The sequence below is a fragment of the Streptomyces sp. NPDC051364 genome, from assembly GCF_040682115.1.
GTDB lineage: Bacteria > Actinomycetota > Actinomycetes > Streptomycetales > Streptomycetaceae > Streptomyces.
In genome coordinates, this window is record NZ_JBFBAH010000009.1 from 43,556 (window position 1) to 66,788 (window position 23,233).

Here is a 23,233-nt window from a genome sequence, read left to right on the forward strand (position 1 = left end):
GGAGCGGGCATGACCGCGTACCCCATCCCGGAGCTCGACGCGCACTGGCGCGCCGCCAACTACCTGGCAGCCGGCCAGATCTACCTCATGGACAACCCCCTGCTCACCGAGCCGCTGCGGCCGGAGCACATCAAGCCGCGGCTGCTCGGCCACTGGGGCACCTCTCCCGGTCTGAACCTCGTGCACACCCATCTCAACCGCGTGATCAAGGACCGCTCGCTGGACGCCCTGTGCGTCTGGGGCCCGGGCCACGGCGGTCCCGCCGTCCTCGCCAACTCCTGGCTGGAGGGCACGTACACCGAGACCTACCCGGACGTCACGCGGGACGCGACCGGGATGGCGAAGCTGTTCCGGCAGTTCTCCTTCCCCGGCGGCGTGCCGAGCCACGTGGCCCCCGAGACGCCCGGCTCCATCCATGAAGGCGGCGAGCTCGGCTACTCCCTCACCCACGCCTACGGAGCCGCCTTTGACCACCCCGGCCTGCTGGTCGCCTGCGTCATCGGAGACGGCGAGGCCGAGACGGGGCCGCTGGCGGCGTCCTGGCACTCGAACAAGTTCCTCGACCCGGTCCACGACGGCGCGGTCCTGCCGATCCTGCACCTGAACGGGTACAAGATCGCCAACCCGACGGTGCTGTCCCGTATCCCTGAGGACGAGCTCGATGCCCTGCTGCGCGGTTACGGGCACGACCCGTTGTACGTGACCGGCAGCGACCCGGTCCTGGTGCACCAGGCCATGGCCCGCGCCATGGACCACGCCGTGGACCGCATCGCGCTCATCCAGCAGGAAGCCCGGACAGCGGGCACCGGCCCGCAGCGCGAGCGCGCATGCTGGCCGGTGATCGTTCTGCGCACCCCCAAGGGCTGGACCGGCCCCGCGACCGTCGACGGCGACCCGGTCGAGGGCACGTGGCGGGCGCACCAGGTCCCGCTCGCCGAGGTGCGCGAGAACCCCGCGCACCTCCAGCAGTTGGAGGACTGGCTGCGCTCGTACCGGCCGCAGGAGCTCTTCGACGCCGACGGGCGACCCTCCGAGCAGGTCCTCGCTTGCGTCCCGCAGGGCGAGCGCCGCCTGGGCGCCATCCCGTACGCGAACGGTGGCCGGCTGCTGCGACCGCTCCCGCTGCCCCCGCTCAACGCGCACGCCGTCCCCGTCGACAAGCCGGGCAGCACCCTCCACGAACCGACGCGCGTCCTGGGGCGCTTCCTCACCCGGATCATGCACGACACCGCCGGGCGGCGGGACTTCAGGGTCGTCGGTCCGGACGAGACCGCCTCGAACCGGCTGGACGACCTGTACGAGGCCACGGGCAAGGCCTGGCAGGGCAGCACGGAGGCCACGGACCGGAACCTGTCCCGCGACGGCCGGGTCATGGAGATCCTGTCCGAACACGTCTGCCAGGGCTGGCTGGAGGGCTACCTCCTCACCGGCCGCCACGGACTCTTCTCCACCTACGAAGCCTTCGCGCACATCGTCGACTCCATGGTCGGCCAGCACATCAAGTGGCTGAAGACCTCGCGCGAGCTGTCCTGGCGGGCGCCGATCGCCTCCCTCAACTATCTCCTCACCTCGCACGTCTGGCGCCAGGACAACAACGGCTTCTCCCACCAGGACCCCGGCTTCGTCGACCACGTCCTCAACAAGAGCCCCGAGGTCGTACGGGTCTACCTGCCGCCGGACGCCAACACCCTGCTCGCCGTGGCCGATCACGCCCTGCGCAGCCGCGATCAGGTCAACGTGATCGTCGCCGGCAAACAGCCCTGCTTCGACTGGCTGCCCATCGACGAGGCCCGCACCCACGTGACGCGCGGCGCCGGCGTCTGGGACTGGGCCGGCACCGACCACGGCTCCCGCGAACCGGACGTCGTACTCGCCTGCGCCGGTGACGTACCCACCATGGAAGTGCTGGCCGCGGCGGCCCTGCTCCGCGAGCACCTCCCCTCACTGGCCGTCCGCGTCGTCAACGTCGTCGACATCGCCCGGCTCATGCCCCACGAGGAACACCCCCACGGCATGACGGACACCGAGTACGACGCCCTCTTCACCACCGACAGGCCCGTGATCTTCGCCTACCACGGCTACCCGTGGCTCATCCACCGCCTCGCCTACCGCCGCACCGGCCACCCCCAGCTGCACGTCCGCGGCTACAAGGAGTCCGGCACCACGACCACCCCCTTCGACATGGTCGTGCGCAACGACATGGACCGCTACCGGCTCGTCATGGACGTCATCGACCGCGTCCCGGGCCTCGCCGGCCGCACCGAGGGGCTGCGCCAGGCGATGGTCGATCAGCGCATCCGCCACCACAGCTGGATCCGCGAGCACGGCACCGACCTCCCGGAGGTCGCGGACTGGTCCTGGCCGTACTGAGCCCCACACCGGACCGCGACGCCCCGTGGCCTCGCCCGGAAATCGACCGATGCTGCGGCCGACGGCGCGAACACGTACGCCCGTCGGCCCCGCACCCAGTACCGCCTGAACTCTCAGTGCCGCGGTGCGGTCCCCGCTGCCGCCATGTCGTGGTAGGCGGTGCGCTTCAGCTGTTCCGCCAGGTTCTCCAGTGCTCGGGCGGTCGCGAGTTCGTCGCCGATCTCGGGCACGTCCTTGTCCGTCGGGTTGCAGCGCGCGGTTCCGTGGCCGGTGAGGCGGGTGGTTCCGGTGTCGAGGTCGACGCGGACCTTGGTCGTGTGCTCTTCCTCGAAGAGGTAGACGTGGGTCTTCCATTCGGCCGTGTGCGACATGGTGTTCCTCCGGTGGATTCAGGAGCGGTGGTGTCGGCGCCGGGCCCAGCGTCGGATCTCGTCGCTTCCCCAGACGAGCGGCGGGAAGGCAGCGATGAGGAGGACGGCGTCGAGCGGGAGGGCGGCGGTACCGAAGAGGTGCGCGCCTCGACAGGGGCTGAAGCGGCGGCGCGTACACGAGCGCCGCGGTGAAGACGAGTTCGAAAGCGATGCCGGCCAGCAGCAACGGGTTGCTGAAGAAGCCGATGTCGCGCAGGGCGGCGTGGTCGGTTCGGGCGGCGATGGCCGTACCGACCTGGCAGGTGACGATGCCCGCGAACGTGGCGGTGGTCGCGGTCAGGTAGGCGTGGTGGAGCGGGGTACCGGGTCCAGTGGGATCACCGGGGTGCCAGCCCGCCCGCCACAGGACGTAGAAGAAGGCGGTCATGACGAGGGCGGCGGAAATGGTGCCGAGCCAGCCCCAGCTGCGAATGAGCATGTCTTTGTTGATCACGCTTTGGGAACTGGGCCGGGGCGGTCGGGACATGATTCCCGGCTCGGCGCGCTCGCGGCCGAGGGCAAGGGCCGGAAGGGTCTCGGTTCCCAGGTCGATGGCGAGGATCTGCAGGACGGTCAGCGGCAGCGGTACGGCTCCGCCGGAGAGGGCGAATACGAGGAAGGGCACGACCTCGGGGGTGAGGTGGGCGAAGATGTAGACGATGAACTTCCGGACGTTGTCGTAGACGCGGCGGCCGGACTCGATGGCCGTGACGATGGTGGCGAAGTTGTCGTCGGTCAGGACCATGGTCGACGCCTCACGGGCGACGTCGGTGCCCGAGAGTCCCATGGCCACGCCGATGTGGGCACGGTGCAGGGCCGGAGCGTCGTTCACGCCGTCGCCGGTCATGGCCACGATCTGCCCGTGGGCCCGGAGGGCATCGGCCACCTTCAGCTTGGTCTCGGGCGAGGAGCGGGCGAAGACGATCTCCGTGCCGTCCAGGCGGAGGAGATGGTCGAGCTCGTGGTCGTCGATCGCCTCGGACTGGGCGACCACGTGCAGGTTCGGCGTACCGATACCGACAGCACGGGCCACGGCGGCGGCGGTGGCGCCGTTGTCGCCGGTGACGATGTGGACGGTGAGGCCCGCCTCGTGGCAGCGCCCGACCGCTTCGGCGACCTCGGGGCGCGGCGGGTCGTACAGGCCGACCAGCCCGAGTAGGTGCAGGTCCCGCTCGACGTCCTGCCGCTGCGGCGGTGCCGCCGTGCCGGGCGGCAGTTCGCGCACCGCGACGGCCAGCACGCGCATGCCGTCCGCAGCCAGGGTGTCGGCGGCAGCCTGAGCCTCCGCACTCGGCTCTCCTTCGGCCAGTAGCTCCAGGACGCTCTCCGGGGCGCCCTTGACGATCACGCAGAGGCTGTCGTGGTCGTCAGTGCGGACCACCACCGACATGCGGCGCAGGCGCGGGTCGAAGCGGAAGCAGGCGCGGCGGTGGGTGTCCCGGTCGGCCGGGACGAGAGGCGCAGCCTGCTGTGCGGCTCGCTCCACCAGTGCGATCTCGGTCGGGTCACCGTGCAGCTGCCCGTCGCTCTCGCGGGTGACGGTAGTGCACCGGGCGGCGGCGCGGACCAGTTCGGCGGTCTCCGAACCGCTTGGCGTCTCGTGCGGCGGGGTCCAGGTGGAGTGCAGGCGCATCTGGTTGCGGGTGAGGGTGCCGGTCTTGTCGGTACAGATGACATTGGTGGAGCCGAGGGTCTCCACGGCGCTCAGCCGCTTGATCACCGCGCCTTGGCGGGCGAGGACACGTACGCCGACGGCGAGGGCGAGGGTGATGGTGGGCAGCAGCCCTTCCGGCACGTTGGCCACGAGCAGGCCGATCGCGAACATCAGCGAGTCGGTGAGAGGCAGCCCCACCGCGACGCCCAGCACGAGGAAGACGGCTCCCATGGCGACCGCGACTGCGGCGATCAGCCAGGCGACCTTCTTGACCTGCGTTTCCAGTGGGCTCGGTTCGCGGCGGGTGCGCTGGCTGAGGGCGGCTATCCGGCCGAGTTCGGTGTGGTCTCCGGTGGCGAACACGACCGCCCGCGCCTGCCCCTCGGTGGCGGTGGTGCCGCTGAAGACGAGGTTGGGCTCCTGCAACAGCGAGAGACCTTCCAGACCCGGGCCGGCAACACGCTCAACGGGGGTGGACTCGCCCGTCAGCATGGAAAGGTCGGCCTCGATTCCGCCCTCGGTCAGGCGCGCGTCCGCAGGTACCCGGTCGCCCTCGTCCAGGGCGATGAGGTCGCCCGGGACCAGGTCCCGGGCGGGGACGTGCTGTGGCTGTCCGTCGCGGATCACCTGGGCCTGGGCGGGAAGGTAACTGGCCAGGGTCTCGACGGCCCTCTCGGCCTGCCGCTCCTGGACGAGGGCGAATCCGGCGTTGACGAGGACGACGGCGACGATCGCCCAGCCGAGCACCTCGATGGCGGCGATGAAGGCGAGGGCCGCCGCAGCCCACAGCAGCAGAGCCAGCGGGTGGACCAGCTGCCTCAGGAGTTCCCGCAGGACGCTTGTGCGCGCGGTGCGGCGGACCTCGTTCGGCCCGTAGACGGCCAGCCTGCGCTCCGCCTCGCGGCTCGACAGGCCCAGGAGGCCGGTGTGCAGTTCACGGCGGAGCAGGGGAAGGGGTTCCAGGGGGTTCGGCTCGGTGTCTGGTGAGGGGTCCGGGCCGGCGGCGGTCTCAGTCATCGCCGGCTCCCTGGCCGGGTCGCAGGCGCCCGGACCAGACGGGTTCGAGGCTCGCCCACTCGGTTTCCCAGGCCCGGGCGCTTCGCGCGTCCACGATTCGGAGGCGCACGACGACGAGGGCGCCGCCGACGAGCACGATCCCGGCCAGCGCTCCGGCCCCGACCCCCACCGCGTTCAGAGCGATGTAGGTCTGGTCGGGCGGCGCAGTGGCCACGTTGCCGTTGCCGTCGACCCACACTCGGACGGGGTCGCCCTTCCGAGTCCCTGCCGGGACGGGGATGGTTTGCGTGTGCGGACGTTGGGAGGGGTAGTGCCAGGTGGCCGTTGCCACGGTGACCGGCGCAGTGCTCGGCCGTTCGCCCGATCGGTAGGTGGTTTCGCTGACCGCGGTGGCCGTCACAGTGTGCCGATGACGTCCCATGTCCTCGGCAGCGCGGTTTCCATCCGTCCAAGCGACTCGCCCGAGGACGAAACCGGCGATCACGGCCAGCAAGCAGGTCAGCGCGAAGGCGGCATGCATGCGGGTCCGGGTGCGGTCGGATCCGCGCTTGAGCGGGTTGGCCCCCGTCGTCCGGTGGTCCATGGTGCGCCTCCGTGCCGCTCTGTACCGAGCCGGGCCGTCCTTTCAGGCGGCGACGAGCTCGGCGCTGATGTGGTGGGCCCAGTTCTGGATCCGCTCGGGGTTGCGGAAGTCGCCGCCCTTGCCTTGGCGGACCAGTGCCTTGGCGAGGAACCCCGGGGTCCTGGCCGTGATGCTGCCGCCGAAGGTCATGTGCTCGCGCGCCCCGACGAGCTGCATCTGCCGGGCGACAGCGGCGACCGGAGGGACGTCCTGCTCCTCTGCGGAACGGTCGAGGGGGCCACTGCTGAACATCCACACCGGTCGGTGCCTGAGGGAGTCCGCGTTGCGCTCGGCGCAGTGCTTGGCCTTGCTGCTCCAGTGCCCGGCGTACAGGGATCCGCCGAGGACGACGGCGTCATAGGCACGGACGTCCCGGACATCGTCGGCCGGCAGCACGACGGCGTCCAAGCCGTCCTCGCGGAGGGTCTTGCAGATCTGTTCGGCGATGCCTGCGGTGGCACCGTGCTTGGTGCCGTAGGCAACCAGGACTCGCTTGGTGCTCATGACGAGTGCTCCTTGATTCCATGGTGCGGGGCTGATGCCACTGTCACGCGACCGAATGCTCGTCCGCTTGGGCCGGACGGATCCCGAGAAGGGCCATTCGGTCCTCCCCGTAGCGCTCCTCCTCGGCAGCGGCGACGTACTGCTGGACAGCGGCGAAGCCGTCAAGGGCAACGGAGATCGAGTCGATGCCGGCCCGGACGAGGAAGGCGGCGTATGCCGGGTCGTCGCTGGGACGCTGTCCGCACAGGCCCACGGGACGCCCCAGGGCCTGGACCCGCGGCAGGAGGATCCGGGTGAGGGCGGGTCTCCTGCCGGTCGGCGAAACTGACCTCCGGGAGGTCCTCAGCGGTGGCGCTGTTGCGCACCGCGATTTCCGGTTCGGAGCGCCCGAGCGCCTGGCCGAGGGCCTCGTACGCTGCGATGATCTCGGTCTTCAGGGGTTCGGGCAGGGCTCGCCCGTGATCATCGAGCGGATGCCCGCCCCGACGTCTTCGAGAGACACCGTCGTGCAGCCGGTACAGCTCTCCGAGGGAGGCGTTCTTCCCGCCGACCCGGCCGACGTCTCCTCGGCCGAGTTCGGTGAACGGTACGACGCGTCGCATGGGTCCCATGAGATCCTCCGGTGCTGCGTGTCGGCGGGGCTCAGTACGGCAGGGGACGGCCGGAGGGCGTGCGCAGATCCAGCGGGGCGGGCTTGTGAGGCTGCTTGAGCCGGGACTGGACTCGAATGCGCTGCATCGTGGTCACCCTCCTCGGAAGGTGGCGCCGGGATGGCGTCCGGCTTCCACGATCACTCCGTGGGCCAGGGTGGCCGCAGTGCCGAGGGGACTATTCACGCAGGGCCGAGTGGGCCTCTGCGGTGCGGGGCCGATTGGGCCAGGGTCCGGTCCTGAGTGACCGCCCGGACCGAGGCATGCCCGGTCGCCCGCGCGGCTCGGGCTCAGGAGCCCGCTGTTCACTCACGCACACCGGCCCCCGCGCGCACGGTCGGCAAGGCGCGTGCCGGGGCGAGGGGGGCCCGAGACGGGGTTACCCGACGGGCACGTCCGGACGGACGATGGTGACCGGGCACGGGGCATGAAGCGCCACCTGCTGGCTCACGGAACCGAGCAGGGCCCGGCTGAAGCCGCCGCGCCCACGACTGCCCACGACCAGCATGTCCGCGCCCTCTGCCGACTCCACCAGGACATCGGCCGGATTGCCGCGCACCAGGCGCTCGTGCACCGAGGAGGCACCGCCCTCACCCAGGACCGTGCGGACTTCTTCGACCAGACGCCGCTCGGCGTCCTCCTCGTCGAACGTGGCGTCCACGGCCGGAGCTGACCATGATCCGGCACCGGGCAGGTCCCACGCGGTGACCGCTTCTACTCGCCCGCCCACGAGGCCTGCGTACCGGACCGCCCAGCGCAGCGCGGCCTGGGACGAGGGCGATCCGTCGGCGCCCACCACGATCCGAGGAGCCTCTTGCTGCCTGTCCATCCCGCTCACCTTCCAATGGCCGATACATCCACAGTGTGCGCATCACGAACGCGCCGCCACGCGAGGCGGTCTCAGCCTCTACTCCCCCTTGGGTAGCCGGAACCACCGCTCCTGACCTGCGGCAACACGTTCGTGTCGGTCGCCGGGCAGAACCAACGGCACCGAGCCCAGAGGCGACGACGGGACGCTGATGCCGAGCCGGCCGGGCCGGAACCGGATACGGATGTTCGGGTGCCCGAGGTAGGAGATCGAGAACGACGATCCGGGCACTTCGGAGAGGGGCACCGGGTCGACGTGCAGGCCGTCGATCTTGGGGTCGAGTCCGACGAAGCCGCGCTGGACGAGGTCGATGGTCCCGCCCATGGCACCGAGGTGGACCCCTTCGCCCGTCGTGCCGCCCTGGACATCGGTGATGTCGCTGAGCAGGGCTTCCTGACAGTAGCGCCAGGCGTCCGGGCCCTGCTCCCGGGCGAGGACCCAGCCGTGGACGAGACTGCTGAGCGTGGAGCCGTGGCATGTGCGTCGCAGGTAGTAGGTCACCGTCCTGCGCCAAAGGTCGTCGTCTAGGTGGTGTCCGAGCCGGGTGAACAGTTCTTCAAGTTCCGCGGGGCGGAAGAGATAGCCGAGCATCAGTGTGTCGGCCTGCTTGGACGCCTGGTAGCGGTTGGGTGTGTCGCCTTCCGCTTCCAGGATGCGGTCCAGGCGGCGGATGTCGTGGTAGCGGGCCCGGTAGCCGTCCCAGTCGAGCTCGGCGAGATCTCCGTACCCGTGGAACTGGCTGATCACGTCCTTGTGGAACGGCACGTACAGGCGGCGCGAGACGTCCTCCCAAGCACCGAGGTCTTCGGGCTCGATGCCGAGTTGCGTGAGGAGCTCGGCGCGTCGGCTTGCCGGCAGTTCTCCGTACAGGTCGAGTGCGCGGGCGAGCACCCAGGCGGCGGTGACGTTGGTGTAGGCGTTGTCGTCGATGCCGGGGGCGGCCCCGTCCGGGTAGGCGTCGTGGTATTCGTCCGGACCGACGACGCCGCGTATCCGGTAGCGGCCGAGGCTGGTGTCCCAGGTAGCGGCGTCGACCCAGAACCGGGCGATGTGTAGGAGGAGTTCGGCGCCGGGGCCGTGCATGAAACCGGCGTCGCCGGTGGCCTGACCGTACTGCCACACGTTCCAGGCGATGGCCGAACCCACATGGTGCTGGAGGTGGGAATGGTCCGGCAGCCAGCGGCCGGAGTGCGGGTTGAGGTGCAGCCGCTGCGTCTCCTCTGCTCCGGAACCACCGCTCTGCCAGGGGAACATCGCGCCACGCTTCCTGGCACGGCGGGCTGCCTCCCGGGCCTCGGGGAGTCGGCGGTGCCGGTACATCAGCAGGGCGCGAGCGGTCTCCGGGAAGTGGAGGGCGAGGTACGGCAGGACGAACAGTTCATCCCAGAAGACGTGGCCCCGGTACGCCTCGCCGTGGAGGCCACGGGCCGGGACGCCAGCGTCGGTCTCCGCGGTGTGTGGCGACAGGGTCTGCAGGACATGAAAGGCGTGCAGACGCAGAACCCTGCCCGTCTCACCGGGCACCTTCAACTCTCCTTCGCTCCAGAGGCGTTGCCAGGACGCCCGGTGGGAGGCCAGCAGGGAGGGAAAGTCCGGGGCGTGTACGGCGCACTCGATACTCCGCCGCACGGGATCGGCCAAGGGACGGTCGAGTGAGCTGCACAGGGCAGCGGTCTTCACGACGACGACCTGGGCGGCCCGCTCGATGGGCAGGACGGACGTCTGCGTGGTGGTGGCAGCTGTGCATGCGCTGCCGACCGGTACCAGAGGGCGTGCCGATGTCCGGACCGCGAGCCCGATCCCTACTCGGGAGGTTGTGGTGGTGCAGCCCAGCCAAGCGATGCCCTCCGCCTCCACACCCGCCCGGTGCTCGACGAGATGCCGCCCTGCCAGGGCGCGGTAGCGGTCGACGCCCGAGTTGGTGATGTCGCCGTCGAGCACGGATTCGATCTCGATCTCGCCGTTCCAGCCGTACGCCCGGAAGACGGTCCGCTGGGCGGCCAGGTTCGGGTCTCCCATGTGGACGAGGCGGGTGTGGGTGACGCCCAGGCGGCGGCCTTCGGCGTCGTGGAACAGCATCCGGCGGGTGAGTGTGCCGGCTCGCCGGTCCAGGGAGACGTGGCAGTGCCGCAGGCTGGGGTGGTCCGGGGTGAGCCAGTCGCCGTGCTCGGCATCGTCCGGCAGGCAGCGGTACCGCAGGGCGGCCCAGTCCGGAAGCCGGACCATGTCCTCGTTGGCGACCGTGCGTCCGGCGACCTGAGAGGTGAGCCGGTCGTAGCAGCCGGCGAGGTAGGTGCCCGGGTAGTGGATGTCATCGGCAACGCATTCGGGGGCAGACCCGCGCGTGGCGAAACGGCCGTTGCCCAGGGTGCACAGGGACTCGACCAGCCGCTCGGTCTTGGGGTCGTAGCGGTGGTACTCCCAGCGCCAGGGCGTGGTCACGGCCGAGGACCTTCGAGTGCGGCGGGCAGTCCGCCGAGGTCGGGGAGAACGAGGTGGGCGCCGTGCGCGCGCAGCGCGTCCGTCATCTGCGGGTCGTCGTCACGGTTGAGGCCCACGACCAGGTGGAAGCGGCCTCGGCGACCTGCGTCGACCCCGGCGAGCGCGTCCTCCACCACGGCCGCTCGGGCGGGGACGGTGCCGAGCCGGTCGGCGGCTTCGAGGAAGAGGGCCGGATCGGGTTTGCCCGGCAAGGCCAATGCCGCCGGGTCCTGGCCGTCCACGACGGCATCGAACAAGCCGATCAGGTCTGCTGAGTCCAAGAGAGAGCGGGCGTGCCGTGACGCCGAGACGTCCGCGCACCGGATCGCCTGTTCCCGCATTCGCATGAGCACGGGCCGGACCTCGTCGAACACCCTCACGCCATCGGCCCGCAGCATCTCGGAGAAGACTTCCTCCTTGCGGGCGGCGACGGCGTGGACGGTGGCGCACCCAGGTGGATCCTCGGGCGTCCCAGGCAGAAGGTCGATGTCGCGGGCCGTGAGGAAGGCCCGTACGCCGTCGAGGCGGGATCTGCCGTCCACCAGCTCCCGGTACTCACGGACGGCGTCGAACGGGTGCGGACGTTCACGGGCGTGCGGCTCCCACTCGGCGAGGCATCCGTCGAAGGTCTCCTTCCAGGCGGCCGCGTGGCGGGCCGCCGTGGCGAGGAGCACCCCGTCCGTGTCGAAGACGACCGCGCCCACCTCGTCCATCACTCGTGCACCACACGGCGGCCGGTGAGTCGGACCGGGGTGAGCTTCATCCAGTGGGCCCGGGCGCCGCCGGCCCACGGGTGGGATCGGGCCGTGGCATTCAGGCGGTGGAGGTCTTCCGCGTCGGTCACAGGCGCCAGTTCGCCCACGGCCAGGACGCTCCACCCGCTTGCGGTCACGTCGTCGATGTTGTCGATCTCGAAGGCGGCCTCGGTCCCCGCTGCTCTGGCAGCCGTCGCTCCCTCAGCAGTGCGGAAGGCGATGTCGGATCCTGCGACCAGATAGTTGACCGGGAGCACAGCCGGGCCATCCGGGAGGAAGACCGCGATGCGGCCCACACCGTGAGTGGCAAGAAGCCGTCGGCATTCGGTCTCGTCCAGCGGTACGAGCGAGCTGTCGCGCCGGGCGGTGGACCGGCCGGGTGCGCGCTCGGCGCTCGCGCCGGTCAGGTCTTCGACGGTGACGCCGAGCGCGTCGGCGACGCGGAGGAGGGTGCTGATGGCCGGGGATGCGGCGTGGTCCTCCAGATAAGCGATGTAGTTCGCGTCGGCTCCGCACTTCTGGCCGAGTTGCTCGCGGCTCAGGCCGAGTGCGTTCCGGCGGGCTGCAAGGCGGCGGCCGAGGTCGGTGCGTCCGGCCGTCTCGCCGGACGGTTGCGGCTGGGTGCTCGGAATGCTCTTCATGGCACTCACGCTTCCTGGGGCGGCACGGTGACCGCGTTGTGCTGCGGTCCGCCGAGCACGACCTTGAGGGCACCGGTTTCGCCGGCGCGGGAGAAGACGTCGTACGCCTCTTCCATCTGGTCCAGCTCGAAGCGGTGGGTGACCATCGCGGCCCCGGGGAGGCGGCCTGCGGCCATCATGCGCAGCAGCATGGGGGTGGAGTGGGTGTCGACGAGGCCCGTGGTGATGGTGACGTCCTTGATCCACAGGTCTTCGAGGTGGAGGACGGCCGGCTTGCCGTGCACGCCGATGTTGGCGACGCGTCCGCCGGGGCGGACCATGCGGGTGCACATCTCGAACGACTCCGGGACGCCGACCGCCTCGATGACCACGTCGGCGCCCAGCCCCTCGGTCAGGTCCTCGACCAGCCGCTCGGGCTCCTCCTGCGCGCTTGCAGTTGCGTCGGCACCGAGGTCACGCGCTGCGGCGAGCCGGGAGGCGGCGAGGTCGACGGCGACGATCCGCCCGGGGCTGTAGAGCTGGGCAGTGGCGATGGCGGCCAGGCCGATGGGGCCTGCTCCGACCACGACGACGGTGTCTCCGGGGCGCACGTTGCCGTTGAGGACGCCCACCTCGTAGGAGGTCGGGAAGATGTCGGCGAGCAGGACCGCGTCGTGGCTGGCCAGGGCACTGGGCAGCGGGTATACGGAGAGGTCGGCGAAGGGGACGCGTACGTATTGGGCCTGGGTGCCGTCGATGGTGTGGCCCAGGACCCAGCCGCCGCCTCCGCGGCACTGGCCGTAGTGGCCTTCGCGGCAGAAGCGGCAGCGGCCGCAGGCGGAGATGCAGGAGATCAGCACACGGTCGCCGGGACGTACGGTGCGGACGTCGCCGCCGGTCTCGACCACGGTGCCGACGGCCTCGTGGCCCAGGATGCGGCCGGGGGTCACTTCGGGGACGTCGCCCTTGATGATGTGCAGGTCGGTGCCGCAGATGGCGACGGCGTCGACCCTGATGATCGCGTCGGCGGCGTCTTTGATCGCGGGGTCCGGGACGTCCTGCCAGGAGGTCTGCCCGGGGCCTTGGAAGACGAGTGCCTTCATGACTGCGGCCTCTCTGTGCGGCGCGGGAAGGGGTCACCGCCAGGCTGTGCCCACAGGCCTCCGTCCCGCATGGGCCGGTCGGCCCCTCCAAGGGGCCCAGTGGGGTCTCTCTGCCGCGGCGTGGTGGGTGCGACGGTGGTATCCGGCACCCGTCCCGAAAGGAGGGCCGCCGCCATGTCCCAGTCGGCCCCGCCTCCCGCCTCCCGTCCGGCGCTGCTGAGATTCCTCGGCGGTGTCCGGACGGTCACCGGCAGCAAGTTCCTCATCGAGAGCGACCACGCCCGGATCCTCGTCGACTGCGGGCTCTTCCAGGGTGTCGCTGACCTGCGCCGCCGCAACTGGGACAAGCTCGCCTGCGATGCCCGCGACATCCACGCGGTCGTCGTCACACATGCCCATCTGGACCACTGCGGCTACCTGCCCCGGCTGGTCCGGCACGGCTTCCGCGGTCCGATCCTGGCCACCACCGCCACGGCCCGACTCGCCGAGATCGTCCTCCGTGACAGCGCCCGCCTTCAGATGGAGGCTGCCGAGCACGCCAACCAGCACGGCTGGTCCAAGCACCGGCCCGCCAAGGCCGGACGGCCCTGCGGAATGCACCGCGCGGCCCTCCCGGCCCCCATGGCCCGCGGAGCACGGTGAGGACGAAGGGTTGGAGGCGCTCCATGAGCACCATGCACAGCATCCTCGAAGCGATGGCACCGGAAGCCCGCGAGGCCCTGCTCGCCCACTCCCACCAGCTGACGTTCCCGGCCGGCACCCGCATCTTCAAGGAACACCAACGGGCCGAGAAGTTCTGGCGTGGCCTGGGATTCGACGCGCCGGCCGTACGGGAGTCGTGCAAGGAGGACTCGGACGTGGGCCGCTCCGTCGCCGTCGCCGTCGCCGCTGTCATCGCCGACCGGCTCGACTCCGCCCGGCCCCGGCTCCTCGACCTGTTCGCCCCCTACGGCAGCGGCCAGCCGCTCGCCTACGCCCGCTGAGGAGCGTGCCATGACCTCCACCCCGTACACCGTCCACGACGTGATGACGACGCCCGTCGTCACGGTCACCCCCGCCACCGAGTTCAAGGAAATCGTGGCTGCCATGGAACGGTGGAAGGTCAGCGCCGTCGCAGTCATCGAGGGCGAAGCCCGTGTCGTCGGCGTGGTCTCCGAAGCCGACCTGCTCCCCAAGGAGGAATTCCACGAGCACCGGCCCGGCATGATCGAGCAGTTGCGACGCCTCGCCGACACCGCCAAGGCCGGCTCGGTCCGCGCGGAGCAACTGATGACCACCCCCGCCGTCACCGTCCACCCCGACGCCACGCTCCCCCAGGCCGCCCGCCTCATGGCCGACCGGCACATCAAGCGGCTCCCGGTGGTCGACGCCAACGGAACCCTCAAGGGCATCGTCAGCCGCTCCGACCTCCTGAAGGTCTTCCTCCGATCCGACGACGAGCTGACCGCCGAGATCCGCCAGAGCGTCGTCAAGCGCCTCTTCCCGCTCTCCCACAAGGCCGTCAAGGTCACCGTGTCCCGAGGGATTGCCACCCTGACCGGGGAGGTCAGGGACGGCACCCTGATCCCTCTGGCCGAACGCCTCACCCACTCCGTCGAAGGCATCGTCGACGTCCACTGCCGACTCGTAGGCCCCGCATCAAGCTGAGCGTCGCAGGCCCGGCATGTTCCGGCACTGTGCCGTCTGTCTCACGTCCATGAACCGAGCTGTCACCGACACTCCTTGGACCGTCCCTCGACTACGCCGTCAACGACCTGGCACCGGACACCGCGTCCGCTCCAGAGCGCACAAGTTGACGCACACGACGAAGGCGGAAAGAGCCCGCCCGCTTCTCGCGGATCCCGATTGCGCGGTGCACGGCCGTTAGCCGCTTCTCCGCATCCTCGAGGACTCTTTCCGTCGATTCCATGGAAGCACCGGATTCCGCCTCGGCGACAGGGCCGGTCAGTCCCCACCGGCCCCCTGATGGTCCTATCCCCGGCAGACGTCGGTGCCGACGCTCGGACGTGGGGGGACGCCGCTCTGGAGGAATCATGAAGCACCTGCGCACCGTCAACGACGTGATGACCCACGCCGTGATCTCCGTCGACCGCGGAGCACCGATCAAGGAGATCGTGGAGGCCATGCGGCAATGGCGGATCAGTGCCCTGCCCGTCCTGTCGGACGAGGGACGCGTCGTCGGTGTGGTGTCCGAAGCCGATCTGCTGCTGAAGGCCCAAGGCGCGGACGAATCCCGCGCCGTGACCGCCGGCCAGCTGATGACCTTCCCGGCCGTCACCGTGACCGAGGAGACCGGCATCGCGGGCGCCGCCCGCCTGATGGCCCACAGGCACCTGAAGCGACTCCCCGTCGTCGACAGCGACGGCCGCCTCGTGGGCGTGGTCAGCCGAGGCGACCTGCTCAAGATCTACCTCCGCCCCGACGCGGACATCGCGGAAGAGCTCCGCGAACTGATCATGGCCGAACTCATCCCCGCCGGCTCAGCCGTGGTGCAGGTCCACGTCACCGATGGCCTCGTCCACCTGGACGGCACCATCCCCGACCCGGCCCTGAGGAACGTGCTGATCCGCGTCGCACGCACCGTGCCGGGGGTCGTTGACGTCACGGCCGCGCGCCTCGGCACCGAAGTACACAGGTAGAAGGGGGCGGCCATGAGTCACCGCATCGGCATCCCGGCACCGTGAGTCGGCGCAGCCTGGTTCCCGTCCCGCTGCACCTGTGCCAGAACGTCGACGGTCCCGTGAGCGTGGTCAACCGGCTCGACTACGAACAGGACGGGGTGTCGGTCGGCGCTCGCACCGCTGCCGAAAGGTAGGAGAAGAGCATGAGGCATCGAGAAATCCGCGAGTTGATGACCCGCGAGGTCGTCACTGTCCCCGACGACGCCCCGTTCAAGACGATTGCCCGAACCCTGACGGACCACCAGGTGTCGGCAGTCCCGGTCGTCGACCGGGCCGGCCATCCGCTCGGCGTGATCTCGGAACGGGATCTGCTGCCGAAGTCCGCAGGCCAAGGAGACTACTTCCAGTCACTGCCCGAACGAGAAGCGTGGCAGGAGGACAAGGCCGCGGGGACACGCGCCGACGAGCTGATGTCCTCGCCCCCCGTGTGCGCCAGACCCGACTGGACCGTCGCCGAAGCAGCGAGACTGATGGAAGCACAAGGGGTCAAGCGGCTCCTGGTCGTAGACGACTCGGACATGCTGATCGGCATCGTCAGCAGAAGGGACCTGCTGCGGATCTTCCTGCGGGACGACGAGGACATCCGTCACGAGATCATGGGTGACGTACTCGACCTCAGTCTGCGTCAGAGCCCCGAGGCCGTCACCGTGGAAGTGGTCCAAGGCCGGGTCGAACTGCACGGAACCGTCGACTTCAAGAGCCTCGTCCCGCTGATCGAACGGCTCTGCCGCACTGTGGACGGCGTGGTCTCCGTCACCCAGCATCTCGGGTACGCCATCGACGACACGAACCCGGCCTGAAGGGTCTGATGAGCGTGACCATCGCGAGGGAAGCCTCATGAACGATCCCATCATCGTCGGCCTCGACGGATCCGCCGAAAGCGTCGCGGCAGCCCACTGGGCGGCTCGTGAGGCCCTGCTGCGCGGAGTGCGGCTCCACCTCGTCCACGCCGAGGAGTGGTCGTCCCCCCGCGCCGTCCCCGTCCCGACAGCCGATGTGCGCCGTCAATGGTCCCAGGCACTGCTGACCGAGGCCGCCGAAGTGCTGCGCACGACGCACCCCCAACTGGACGTCGACATCCGGTCACTCGACGGCCGCACGGCCGCCATGCTGGCCCACGTCGCGGCAAACGCGGGCATGATCGTCATCGGGTCTCGGGGACTGGGCACGCTCATGGGCTTCGTACTCGGTGAAAGCTGCTCTGGAGGACGTCGTGGGGCCCTGGCAGGCGAGGTACCCGGCCGTTGAGGTCACTTCGCGGGCGAGCGTCGGGCATGCCGCCACGGAGCTACGCCGATGTCCGTCGGAGGCGGCGAGCATCGGCCCTGCACACGTCCTCCTGACACGATTCGGCGAGACCGGCCGCTTCGAACAGGGGCCACTCGGTCCCTTTCCGCCGGCCGTTCGGCCCCTTGCCGGGCGGGGTGACCGCAGACGCGGGCCCGTGTCATCGACGTCGGGAGGGCGTCGAGCGTCGCAGGGGTCTGATCGGGCCATCTGTGGGACCGGTCGGCCCATGCCCGCCGAGGGAGCGCGGGGCGAGACTGGACACGGAATCGAACGGAGGCCGCCATGAGCACCCCTTCCCCCCTGCGGATCTCGGCCGCACTCTCGGCGGAGTACCGGGCACGGCTGATGAGCGTCGCCCACGAGGTGAACTTCGAGGAGGGAGCACGGATCTTCACCGAAGGAGGCCGTGCCGACCGCTTCTGGATCGTGCGGACCGGCACCGTCACCCTCGACGTCCACGTGCCCGGCAGCAAGCCGGCGCTGATCGAGAGTCTCGGTCCCGGTGAGCTGGTCGGCTGGTCCTGGCTGTTCCGCCCGTACACCTGGCAATTCGGCGCCGAGGCGACGACCCCGGTACGCACCGACGAGTTCGACGCCGTGGCCGTGCGGATGATGACGGACGCCGACCCGGCCTTCGGGTCCGCGATCGGCCACTGGGTGGGCCAGGTACTCGCCCACCGACTTCTCGCCGCCCGGATCCGTCTGCTCGACCGCTACGCCCCCCACGGGAGCGGCAGCAGGCTGTGAGCCGCCCTGGACCCAGAGCATCCAAGGAACCGGTCCTGCCCGCAATCCGCTACACCGTCGCCGACGTGATGGCGCATACGGCCGTCGCAGTCGGCCGTGAGGCCTCGTACAACGAGATCGTCGAGCTGATGAACCAGTGGCAGGTCAGCGCCCTGCCAGTCCTGGAGGGCGAAGGACGCGTCGTGGGCGTGGTCTCCGAGGCCGATCTGCTGCCCAAGGAGGAATTCCGGCAGGACGACCCGCGGCTGCCCGAGCAGCTCGACGAGGCGTCGAAGGCCGGCGGCGTACTCGCCGAGGAGCTCATGTCCAGCCCTGCGGTCACCGTCCACCCGGATGCCACGATCGCCGAGGCCGCCCGCATCATGGCCACCAAGAACGTCAAACGGCTGCCCGTGGTGAACGGCATCGGCCTGTTGGAAGGCGTCGTCAGTCGCAGCGACCTGCTGAAGGTGTTCCTGCGGCCCGACGAGGAGATCGAGGAAGAGGTTCGCGGCGACGTGCTGGCGGAACTGGCGCCACCGGTACACATCGACTGCTCGGTCGAGGAGGGTGCGGGGCGGGCATCGTCATCGTTGGCCGACGCATACGCCGCTCCGTTTTCGGCGCCCACATCGGCCCCGTGGCCCATGCCCTGATCCACCACGCCCTCGCCCCGGTCGCCGTCATCGCGCACGACTGACGCGTCGCGACCCGGCGTCAGCGAGCCGCGCAGATGGATTCGACGAAGTGACCCACCTGGTCGTCGGAAAGGTGCCGGGCCAGGTCGGCTTCGCTGATCATGCCGACCAGCCGGTGTTCCTCGATGACGGGCAGTCGCCTGATCCGGTGGTCCTGCATCATCTGCAACACCTGCTCGGTGTCCGCGTCCGCCCCGATGGTGATGGGCTTGCCCTGGGCCAGCTGCCCCGCCGTCATACGGTGCGGGTCCTTGCCCTTGGCAAGGCACTTCAACACGATGTCGCGATCGGTGATGATGCCGTGAAGACGGTCGTCCGGGCCGCAGATAGGCAAAGGCGAGGGTGAAGATCACACCCGCGCCCGCGAGATCCGAGCGGACCATCACCTGGATGGGGCGGCGGAGGTCCTCGACGAGCGGGCGGCCGAGCCGCAGTTGGGTGTGGGCGGTGATGACCAGCCATGTCCAGCGGTCTGCCGCCTCGGGGGTACGGATCTTCGGGCGAGTCCAGCCCAGCGTCTGCTTCGCCATCCGGAAGGTGTGTTCCAGGTCGAACCTGCGCAGGAACGCCTGCCATCGCAGATCGACGTCCTCGCCGGTTATCCCGGTATTCGAGGACCACAGCCAGACCGGCAGCGGGTCCCGGTCGCCGGGCAGGCGGTCGACCTCCAGCCGGATCAACGTGCCCTCGATGACGGGGAGTTCACCGTCGTGGCCGATCCAGGCCGAGCGAGTGGTGAGCCGGGGATGGATACGGTCCCAGGCCATCGTCTGCGCGGTGCCGTAGCGGTCGGTGGCCTGCGCGGTCGCAGTGTCCGGCTCGCCCCAGGTGTCCGGCTTGGCGAAGCGGAACTCCTTGCCGTGCTTCGGGGGCCGTCCGCCCTGCGGGGGCGAGATCCAGGGGCGGGGCACGGGCTTGCGCATCACCCGGTCCGAACGCATCCGCCCCAGCACCTCCACCGGCAGACCGTGAAGGAGGTGTGCCATGCGCGGGGCGTCGTAGCCGGCGTCGAAGACGACGAGGATGTCCGCGTCGCCCTCGCGCCACTGCCCGCCCGCGATCAGATCCTCCACCACACGGCGGACCTGGGCGGCGGTGACCTCGGCGGCGTCGTCGGCGGGCCCGAGACGGACCGCGTCCAGCAGCTGGCACCACGAAGTGCGGCCCGATTCGAGAGCGGCGACGAACGAGTACGGCCAGCCGGGGATCATCAGGTGCTGGTCGCGGCTGCGGCCGTAGGTGTGGCAGAACAGCCTGTCCGCGCTGCACGGCGCGTCCGGCCGCAGCCAGTTGCTCACGTCCACGGCCAGGACGAGCCGGCCGTCGGCGGCCTTGGGCTGCGGCAGTGCGGCCAAGGTCCGCCGCAGGCGCCCGGCGTCGATCCGGCCACGATTGAGGGCGTCGTAGAGCGCGCCGTGCCCACGGCGGTGCTCGGCCAGCAGCGTCAGGTCCACTGGCGTCGTCACCGGCCCGTCGGCGCAGAGCAAGGCATCGGTCAGCTCGAACAGTTCGTCACGGCGGGCGGTCAGACACGCGTAGAAGTCGTCCCGGAAGCGTGACGCCACAGCGAACGGCTCCCGCTGGTCATCGTGATGCAGCAGACTCATTCCCCCACGGCCTTCGAGCTGGTCAGGTGCCTCTTTGGTCGGAGCACAGGATCAGACGAAGGCCGTGTTCACGTCCCCGGAATCACCGTACGGGTAATCATGTTCGGGGCATCGTTCGAGGCCGGACCACAAGAACAAGCTCAGCTCACACCTCATTCGTGACACTCCCGGAGCCCTTTCTTAGTCCATTTACCCTATTCACCCTTTTGCAGTGCTTTTGCGTCTGTTAAGTGTTCGCAGCGAAACAGTTCGTCAGTCGGCAAGAGGCAGTGAGGAGTTCTGGAGTGGTGTGGCGAGAGTGGGTCAAGAGAGGGCCGCGGAGACTGGCTACCGTCTCCGCGCTGGTGGCCGCGGCGCTGGTCGGGCTTCCGTCCGCAGCGCCGTCCGCGGCCGTGCCCGTGCAGGAGGCTGCTGCGATGGGCGCGTATGTCGTGGTGCTTCATGACTCGGCGCGGGGACAGGTCGACGCGATCGTGAAAGAACACCGCACGCGCTACGGGGAGGAGCCGGGGTTCGTTTACCGGCATGCCCTGGTCGGCTATTCGGCCCGGATCCCGAACTCGCAGGTGTCGCGCCTGCGGAACGACCCCAGCGTGGAGATGGTGGCGCCTGACAGGCCGGTCCACGCCACCGAGCAGATTCTGTCGCACGGTGTGGACCGCGTGGACGGCGACAGAAGCAGCACGCGGTCCGGGAACGGGTCCGGGTCGGTGCATGCCGGTGCGGCGATCCTCGACAGTGGGATTGACCTCAACCACCCCGATCTGAACGTGGCCGGCGGGGTCAACTGCGTGAATCGTGGCCGGCCCCCTCAGGACGACGAGGGACATGGCACCTACGTCGCCGGCATCGTCGGGGCCAAGGACAACGACGCGGATACCGTGGGTGTCGCGCCTGGCGCCCGGCTGTATGCGGTCAAGGTGCTCGACGCCGCCTTGAACGGGGAGGACTCCACCATTGTGTGCGGGCTCGACTGGGTGGCCCAGCACGCCAAGAAGAGCAAGATCAAGGTGGTGAACATGAGCCTCGCTGGAGAAGGTCCCGACGACGGAAACTGCGGGCGCAGCAACAACGATGTGCTGCACCTGGCGGTCTGCAGGGTGGTCAACAAAGCTGGTGTGACGGTCGTGGTCTCGGCCGGCAACGACAGCACCGACTTCGCCAACACCTCGCCGGCCAACTACGACGAGGTCCTCACCGTTACCGCCATGCAGGATGCCGACGGCCAGCCCGGCGGCCTCGGCACGATCCCGCCCGGATGCCAGGTGACCGGTCAGATCGGTCCGGACGACGACGCGGCGGCGGACTTCTCCAACTTCACCACCATCGGCTCCCCGGATGCCGCCCACACCATCGCTGCTCCGGGGGTGTGCCTGCGGTCCACCGCCCTCACCAACGGCCCCGGCGGGGGCACCGTGATTATGCTTGGCGGGACCTCGTTCTCCTCCCCCCACGTAGCCGGCACCGCCGCCCTGTGCATCACCACGCGCTGCGCCGGAATGACCCCCGCCCAGGTCATCGCCAAGCTCCGCGCCGACGCCGCAGCCCGGCCCGCCAGCTACGGCTTCACCGGCGACCCCCACACCCCGATCGACAACCGCTACTACGGCTACCTCGACTACGCAGGAAAGTACTGACCTGGGCAACCGCCAGCGCGAAGAAGGGGCTAGTGCCGCATCAGGCAACGTTCGCCCTGTTGTGAAGCATCGCTCGATTTGCTGCGCCGGAGGGCACTGGACGGTCAGAATGATCACGTGGCTGAGCGTGTGCGGGTCCGGGAAGTTGACGATGACGAGGGCAGACGGTTGCTGCGAATTGTCCGCAGAGGAACTGGGTCAGTTGTGACCTGGCGACGGGCCCAGATGGTGCTGTTATCAGCGCAGAACATGTCCGTGGCAAAGATCGCCGACGTGACCTTCACCAGTGCGGACCGGGTTCGGGACGTGATCCACAACTTCAACGCGGACGGCTTCGCCTCGCTCTACCCGAAGTACAAAGGTGGCCGACCGAGAACCTTCACCCTCCCGGAACGCCGGGAGATCAAGAAGATCGCCAAGTCCAAGCCGGCCGAGCACGGCCTGCCGTTCTCGACGTGGAGCCTGGCCAAGCTGGCCGACTTCCTGGTCGCCGAGGGGGTGATCGACGACATCAGCCACGAAGGTCTTCGCCTCCTGCTCCGCGAGGAGGGCGTCTCCTTTCAACGCATAAAGACGTGGAAGACCTCCCGCGACCCCGACTACGCGGCCAAGAAGGCCCGCGTCGAGCACCTCTACGCGATCGCCGACGGCGAGGTCATACCCGAGGACGGCGAGCCTGACGTCGTCTTCTGCATGGATGAGTTCGGCCCGCTCAACCTCCAGCCACATCCCGGCCGGCAGTGGGCCGAACGCGGCGGGAGACACAAGGCCCCCGGCCGGGATCCCCGGCCCCGCCGACGGGCGACCTACACCCGACCACACGGGGTCCGGCACCTGTTCGCCGCCTACGACCTCGGCAAGGACCAGCTCTACGGGCACGTCAGGAACACCAAGAACCGGTCCAAGTTCCTGGAGTTCTGCCGCTACCTGCGCTCACTGCACCCGACCGGTGTCCGTATCGCGATCGTCTGCGACAACTACTCCCCACACCTGACGACGAAGCGGTGCCAGCGGGTCGGGACATGGGCGGCGGCGAACAACGTGGAGATCGCCTACACCCCGACCAACAGCTCCTGGCTCAACCGCATCGAGGCCCAGTTCACCGCCCTGCGCTACTTCGCCCTCGACGGCACCGACCACCCTTCCCACAAAGTCCAGGGCAGCATGATCCGCCGCTACATCATCTGGCGGAACAAGCACGCCGCCGACGAACGTCTCCGTGAGGTCGTGAAGAGGGCAAACGTTGCCTGACGCGGCACTAGGTCGGCTGTGTGGCCGACCTAGCCCCTGCCGACGCTTATGGGCCCGCTGGTGCGACCTGCGCCTCTCGCAGACCAAGACCGGATCACTACGCTCCCGGCAGTACCGCCGACCCACCCCGCCAGACGCCACAACCTAGATCGCCCAGCCGAACAGACCTCACGACCAGGAAGCAAACGACCACTCAGCTTGAGTTCTGACCCTTAAAACTCAAGCTCAGACGGCGCGTGGTGCAGGCAGCCGCCTGATCGAAGGGGCCACGTGATCAAATTGCGGCGAA

The 23,233-nt window shown here is 69.5% G+C and carries 20 protein-coding genes and 5 pseudogenes; 12 read left to right on the forward strand and 13 right to left on the reverse strand.

All coding sequences use genetic code 11. From position 1 onward, the window contains the following. The first annotated feature begins 9 nt into the window (after window positions 1–9). The gene (locus AB0M76_RS20485; protein ID WP_365954197.1) at window positions 10–2,370 is read left to right on the forward strand and encodes a phosphoketolase family protein; all 2,361 of its coding nucleotides are present in this window, start codon (window positions 10–12) and stop codon (window positions 2,368–2,370) included. Window positions 2,371–2,483: 113 nt separating this feature from the next. Here AB0M76_RS20485 and AB0M76_RS20490 read toward each other — a convergent pair whose 3' ends face one another. The 11 genes and pseudogenes from AB0M76_RS20490 to AB0M76_RS20540 form a co-directional block, all read right to left on the reverse strand. Then, entirely contained in the window at window positions 2,484–2,741 is a 258-nt protein-coding gene (locus tag AB0M76_RS20490; RefSeq protein ID WP_365954418.1) for a dsRBD fold-containing protein, read from the reverse strand. A gap of 190 nt (window positions 2,742–2,931) precedes the next feature. Further along, window positions 2,932–5,451, reverse strand: a pseudogene (locus AB0M76_RS20495) (cation-transporting P-type ATPase); the annotation flags it as partial. Beyond that, window positions 5,444–6,034 carry a hypothetical protein gene (locus AB0M76_RS20500; RefSeq protein ID WP_365954198.1) on the reverse strand — a complete coding sequence of 197 codons (591 nt, stop codon included), beginning with the start codon at window positions 6,032–6,034 and terminating at the stop codon, window positions 5,444–5,446. The gene AB0M76_RS20500 and the pseudogene AB0M76_RS20495, both read right to left, overlap by 8 nt. A gap of 42 nt (window positions 6,035–6,076) precedes the next feature. Beyond that, a complete protein-coding gene (locus AB0M76_RS20505; RefSeq protein ID WP_365954199.1) occupies window positions 6,077–6,577 on the reverse strand; it encodes a flavodoxin domain-containing protein in 501 nt (166 codons plus the stop codon). A gap of 43 nt (window positions 6,578–6,620) precedes the next feature. Next, a complete protein-coding gene (locus AB0M76_RS20510; RefSeq protein WP_365954419.1) occupies window positions 6,621–6,842 on the reverse strand; it encodes a putative PEP-binding protein in 222 nt (73 codons plus the stop codon). Further along, window positions 6,739–7,188: a PEP/pyruvate-binding domain-containing protein gene (locus tag AB0M76_RS20515; RefSeq protein ID WP_365954200.1), complete on the reverse strand. Its 450-nt coding sequence runs from the start codon at window positions 7,186–7,188 to the stop codon at window positions 6,739–6,741. The genes AB0M76_RS20510 and AB0M76_RS20515 overlap by 104 nt, the downstream gene beginning before the upstream one ends. A gap of 418 nt (window positions 7,189–7,606) precedes the next feature. Beyond that, entirely contained in the window at window positions 7,607–8,056 is a 450-nt protein-coding gene (locus tag AB0M76_RS20520) for a universal stress protein (protein ID WP_365954201.1), read from the reverse strand. A 78-nt stretch (window positions 8,057–8,134) separates the two neighbouring features. Beyond that, window positions 8,135–10,537 carry a glycoside hydrolase family 65 protein gene (locus tag AB0M76_RS20525; RefSeq protein ID WP_365954202.1) on the reverse strand — a complete coding sequence of 801 codons (2,403 nt, stop codon included), beginning with the start codon at window positions 10,535–10,537 and terminating at the stop codon, window positions 8,135–8,137. Next, window positions 10,534–11,289, reverse strand: coding sequence for an HAD-IA family hydrolase (locus tag AB0M76_RS20530; RefSeq protein WP_365954203.1), 756 nt, complete (start codon window positions 11,287–11,289; stop codon window positions 10,534–10,536). The genes AB0M76_RS20525 and AB0M76_RS20530 overlap by 4 nt, the downstream gene beginning before the upstream one ends. Further along, window positions 11,289–11,972, reverse strand: a complete 684-nt coding sequence (locus tag AB0M76_RS20535; protein WP_365954204.1) for a pyridoxamine 5'-phosphate oxidase family protein — start codon at window positions 11,970–11,972, stop codon at window positions 11,289–11,291. The genes AB0M76_RS20530 and AB0M76_RS20535 overlap by 1 nt, the downstream gene beginning before the upstream one ends. A 5-nt stretch (window positions 11,973–11,977) precedes the next feature. Continuing rightward, the gene (locus AB0M76_RS20540; protein WP_365954205.1) at window positions 11,978–13,054 is read right to left on the reverse strand and encodes an alcohol dehydrogenase catalytic domain-containing protein; all 1,077 of its coding nucleotides are present in this window, start codon (window positions 13,052–13,054) and stop codon (window positions 11,978–11,980) included. A 174-nt stretch (window positions 13,055–13,228) separates the two neighbouring features. On the opposite strand from AB0M76_RS20540, the pseudogene AB0M76_RS20545 reads away from it, so the two are divergent. The 9 genes and pseudogenes from AB0M76_RS20545 to AB0M76_RS20585 all read left to right on the forward strand — a co-directional run. Then, window positions 13,229–13,627, forward strand: a pseudogene (locus tag AB0M76_RS20545) (MBL fold metallo-hydrolase); the annotation flags it as partial. 92 nt (window positions 13,628–13,719) lie between these two features. Next, complete coding sequence (locus AB0M76_RS20550; protein WP_365954206.1) at window positions 13,720–14,037, forward strand: hypothetical protein; 318 nt, start codon at window positions 13,720–13,722, stop codon at window positions 14,035–14,037. 10 nt (window positions 14,038–14,047) lie between these two features. Beyond that, window positions 14,048–14,701, forward strand: a complete 654-nt coding sequence (locus tag AB0M76_RS20555) for a CBS domain-containing protein (protein ID WP_365954207.1) — start codon at window positions 14,048–14,050, stop codon at window positions 14,699–14,701. A 386-nt stretch (window positions 14,702–15,087) separates the two neighbouring features. Beyond that, window positions 15,088–15,693 (forward strand): CBS domain-containing protein, encoded by a 606-nt coding sequence (locus AB0M76_RS20560; RefSeq protein ID WP_365954208.1) that lies wholly within the window; start codon window positions 15,088–15,090, stop codon window positions 15,691–15,693. 41 nt (window positions 15,694–15,734) lie between these two features. Continuing rightward, window positions 15,735–15,869: a hypothetical protein gene (locus AB0M76_RS20565; protein WP_365954209.1), complete on the forward strand. Its 135-nt coding sequence runs from the start codon at window positions 15,735–15,737 to the stop codon at window positions 15,867–15,869. A gap of 9 nt (window positions 15,870–15,878) precedes the next feature. Continuing rightward, window positions 15,879–16,535, forward strand: a complete 657-nt coding sequence (locus tag AB0M76_RS20570) for a CBS domain-containing protein (RefSeq protein ID WP_365954210.1) — start codon at window positions 15,879–15,881, stop codon at window positions 16,533–16,535. Between the two features lie 37 nt (window positions 16,536–16,572). Continuing rightward, entirely contained in the window at window positions 16,573–16,983 is a 411-nt protein-coding gene (locus tag AB0M76_RS20575) for a universal stress protein (protein ID WP_365954211.1), read from the forward strand. A gap of 324 nt (window positions 16,984–17,307) precedes the next feature. Then, window positions 17,308–17,772 carry a cyclic nucleotide-binding domain-containing protein gene (locus AB0M76_RS20580; protein ID WP_365954212.1) on the forward strand — a complete coding sequence of 155 codons (465 nt, stop codon included), beginning with the start codon at window positions 17,308–17,310 and terminating at the stop codon, window positions 17,770–17,772. Between the two features lie 50 nt (window positions 17,773–17,822). Further along, window positions 17,823–18,451, forward strand: a pseudogene (locus AB0M76_RS20585) (CBS domain-containing protein); the annotation flags it as partial. Window positions 18,452–18,468: 17 nt separating this feature from the next. Here AB0M76_RS20585 and AB0M76_RS20590 read toward each other — a convergent pair. After that, a pseudogene (locus tag AB0M76_RS20590) lies at window positions 18,469–18,783 on the reverse strand (CBS domain-containing protein); the annotation flags it as partial. Between the two features lie 58 nt (window positions 18,784–18,841). After that, window positions 18,842–20,056, reverse strand: a pseudogene (locus AB0M76_RS20595) (NF041680 family putative transposase); the annotation flags it as partial. 344 nt (window positions 20,057–20,400) lie between these two features. On the opposite strand from AB0M76_RS20595, the gene AB0M76_RS20600 reads away from it, so the two are divergent. Together AB0M76_RS20600 and AB0M76_RS20605 are read left to right on the forward strand one after the other, a co-directional pair. Next, a complete protein-coding gene (locus AB0M76_RS20600) occupies window positions 20,401–21,693 on the forward strand; it encodes a S8 family serine peptidase (protein WP_365954213.1) in 1,293 nt (430 codons plus the stop codon). A 117-nt stretch (window positions 21,694–21,810) separates the two neighbouring features. Then, entirely contained in the window at window positions 21,811–22,944 is a 1,134-nt protein-coding gene (locus tag AB0M76_RS20605; protein WP_365954214.1) for an IS630 family transposase, read from the forward strand. Window positions 22,945–23,233 lie beyond the last annotated feature (289 nt).

Bases quoted from the DNA above. Each gene is read 5' to 3' on its own strand.
- AB0M76_RS20530 (WP_365954203.1), bottom strand. From the start codon at position 11,289: ATGGACGAGGTGGGCGCGGTCGTCTTCGACACGGACGGGGTGCTCCTC.
- AB0M76_RS20490 (WP_365954418.1), bottom strand. From the start codon at position 2,741: ATGTCGCACACGGCCGAATGGAAGACCCACGTCTACCTCTTCGAGGAA.
- AB0M76_RS20515 (WP_365954200.1), bottom strand. From the start codon at position 7,188: ATGGGACCCATGCGACGCGTCGTACCGTTCACCGAACTCGGCCGAGGA.
- AB0M76_RS20560 (WP_365954208.1), top strand. From the start codon at position 15,088: ATGAAGCACCTGCGCACCGTCAACGACGTGATGACCCACGCCGTGATC.
- AB0M76_RS20485 (WP_365954197.1), top strand. From the start codon at position 10: ATGACCGCGTACCCCATCCCGGAGCTCGACGCGCACTGGCGCGCCGCC.
- AB0M76_RS20540 (WP_365954205.1), bottom strand. From the start codon at position 13,054: ATGAAGGCACTCGTCTTCCAAGGCCCCGGGCAGACCTCCTGGCAGGAC.
- AB0M76_RS20575 (WP_365954211.1), top strand. From the start codon at position 16,573: ATGAACGATCCCATCATCGTCGGCCTCGACGGATCCGCCGAAAGCGTC.
- AB0M76_RS20550 (WP_365954206.1), top strand. From the start codon at position 13,720: ATGAGCACCATGCACAGCATCCTCGAAGCGATGGCACCGGAAGCCCGC.
- AB0M76_RS20535 (WP_365954204.1), bottom strand. From the start codon at position 11,972: ATGAAGAGCATTCCGAGCACCCAGCCGCAACCGTCCGGCGAGACGGCC.
- AB0M76_RS20505 (WP_365954199.1), bottom strand. From the start codon at position 6,577: ATGAGCACCAAGCGAGTCCTGGTTGCCTACGGCACCAAGCACGGTGCC.
- AB0M76_RS20580 (WP_365954212.1), top strand. From the start codon at position 17,308: ATGAGCACCCCTTCCCCCCTGCGGATCTCGGCCGCACTCTCGGCGGAG.
- AB0M76_RS20555 (WP_365954207.1), top strand. From the start codon at position 14,048: ATGACCTCCACCCCGTACACCGTCCACGACGTGATGACGACGCCCGTC.
- AB0M76_RS20500 (WP_365954198.1), bottom strand. From the start codon at position 6,034: ATGGACCACCGGACGACGGGGGCCAACCCGCTCAAGCGCGGATCCGAC.
- AB0M76_RS20570 (WP_365954210.1), top strand. From the start codon at position 15,879: ATGAGGCATCGAGAAATCCGCGAGTTGATGACCCGCGAGGTCGTCACT.
- AB0M76_RS20520 (WP_365954201.1), bottom strand. From the start codon at position 8,056: ATGGACAGGCAGCAAGAGGCTCCTCGGATCGTGGTGGGCGCCGACGGA.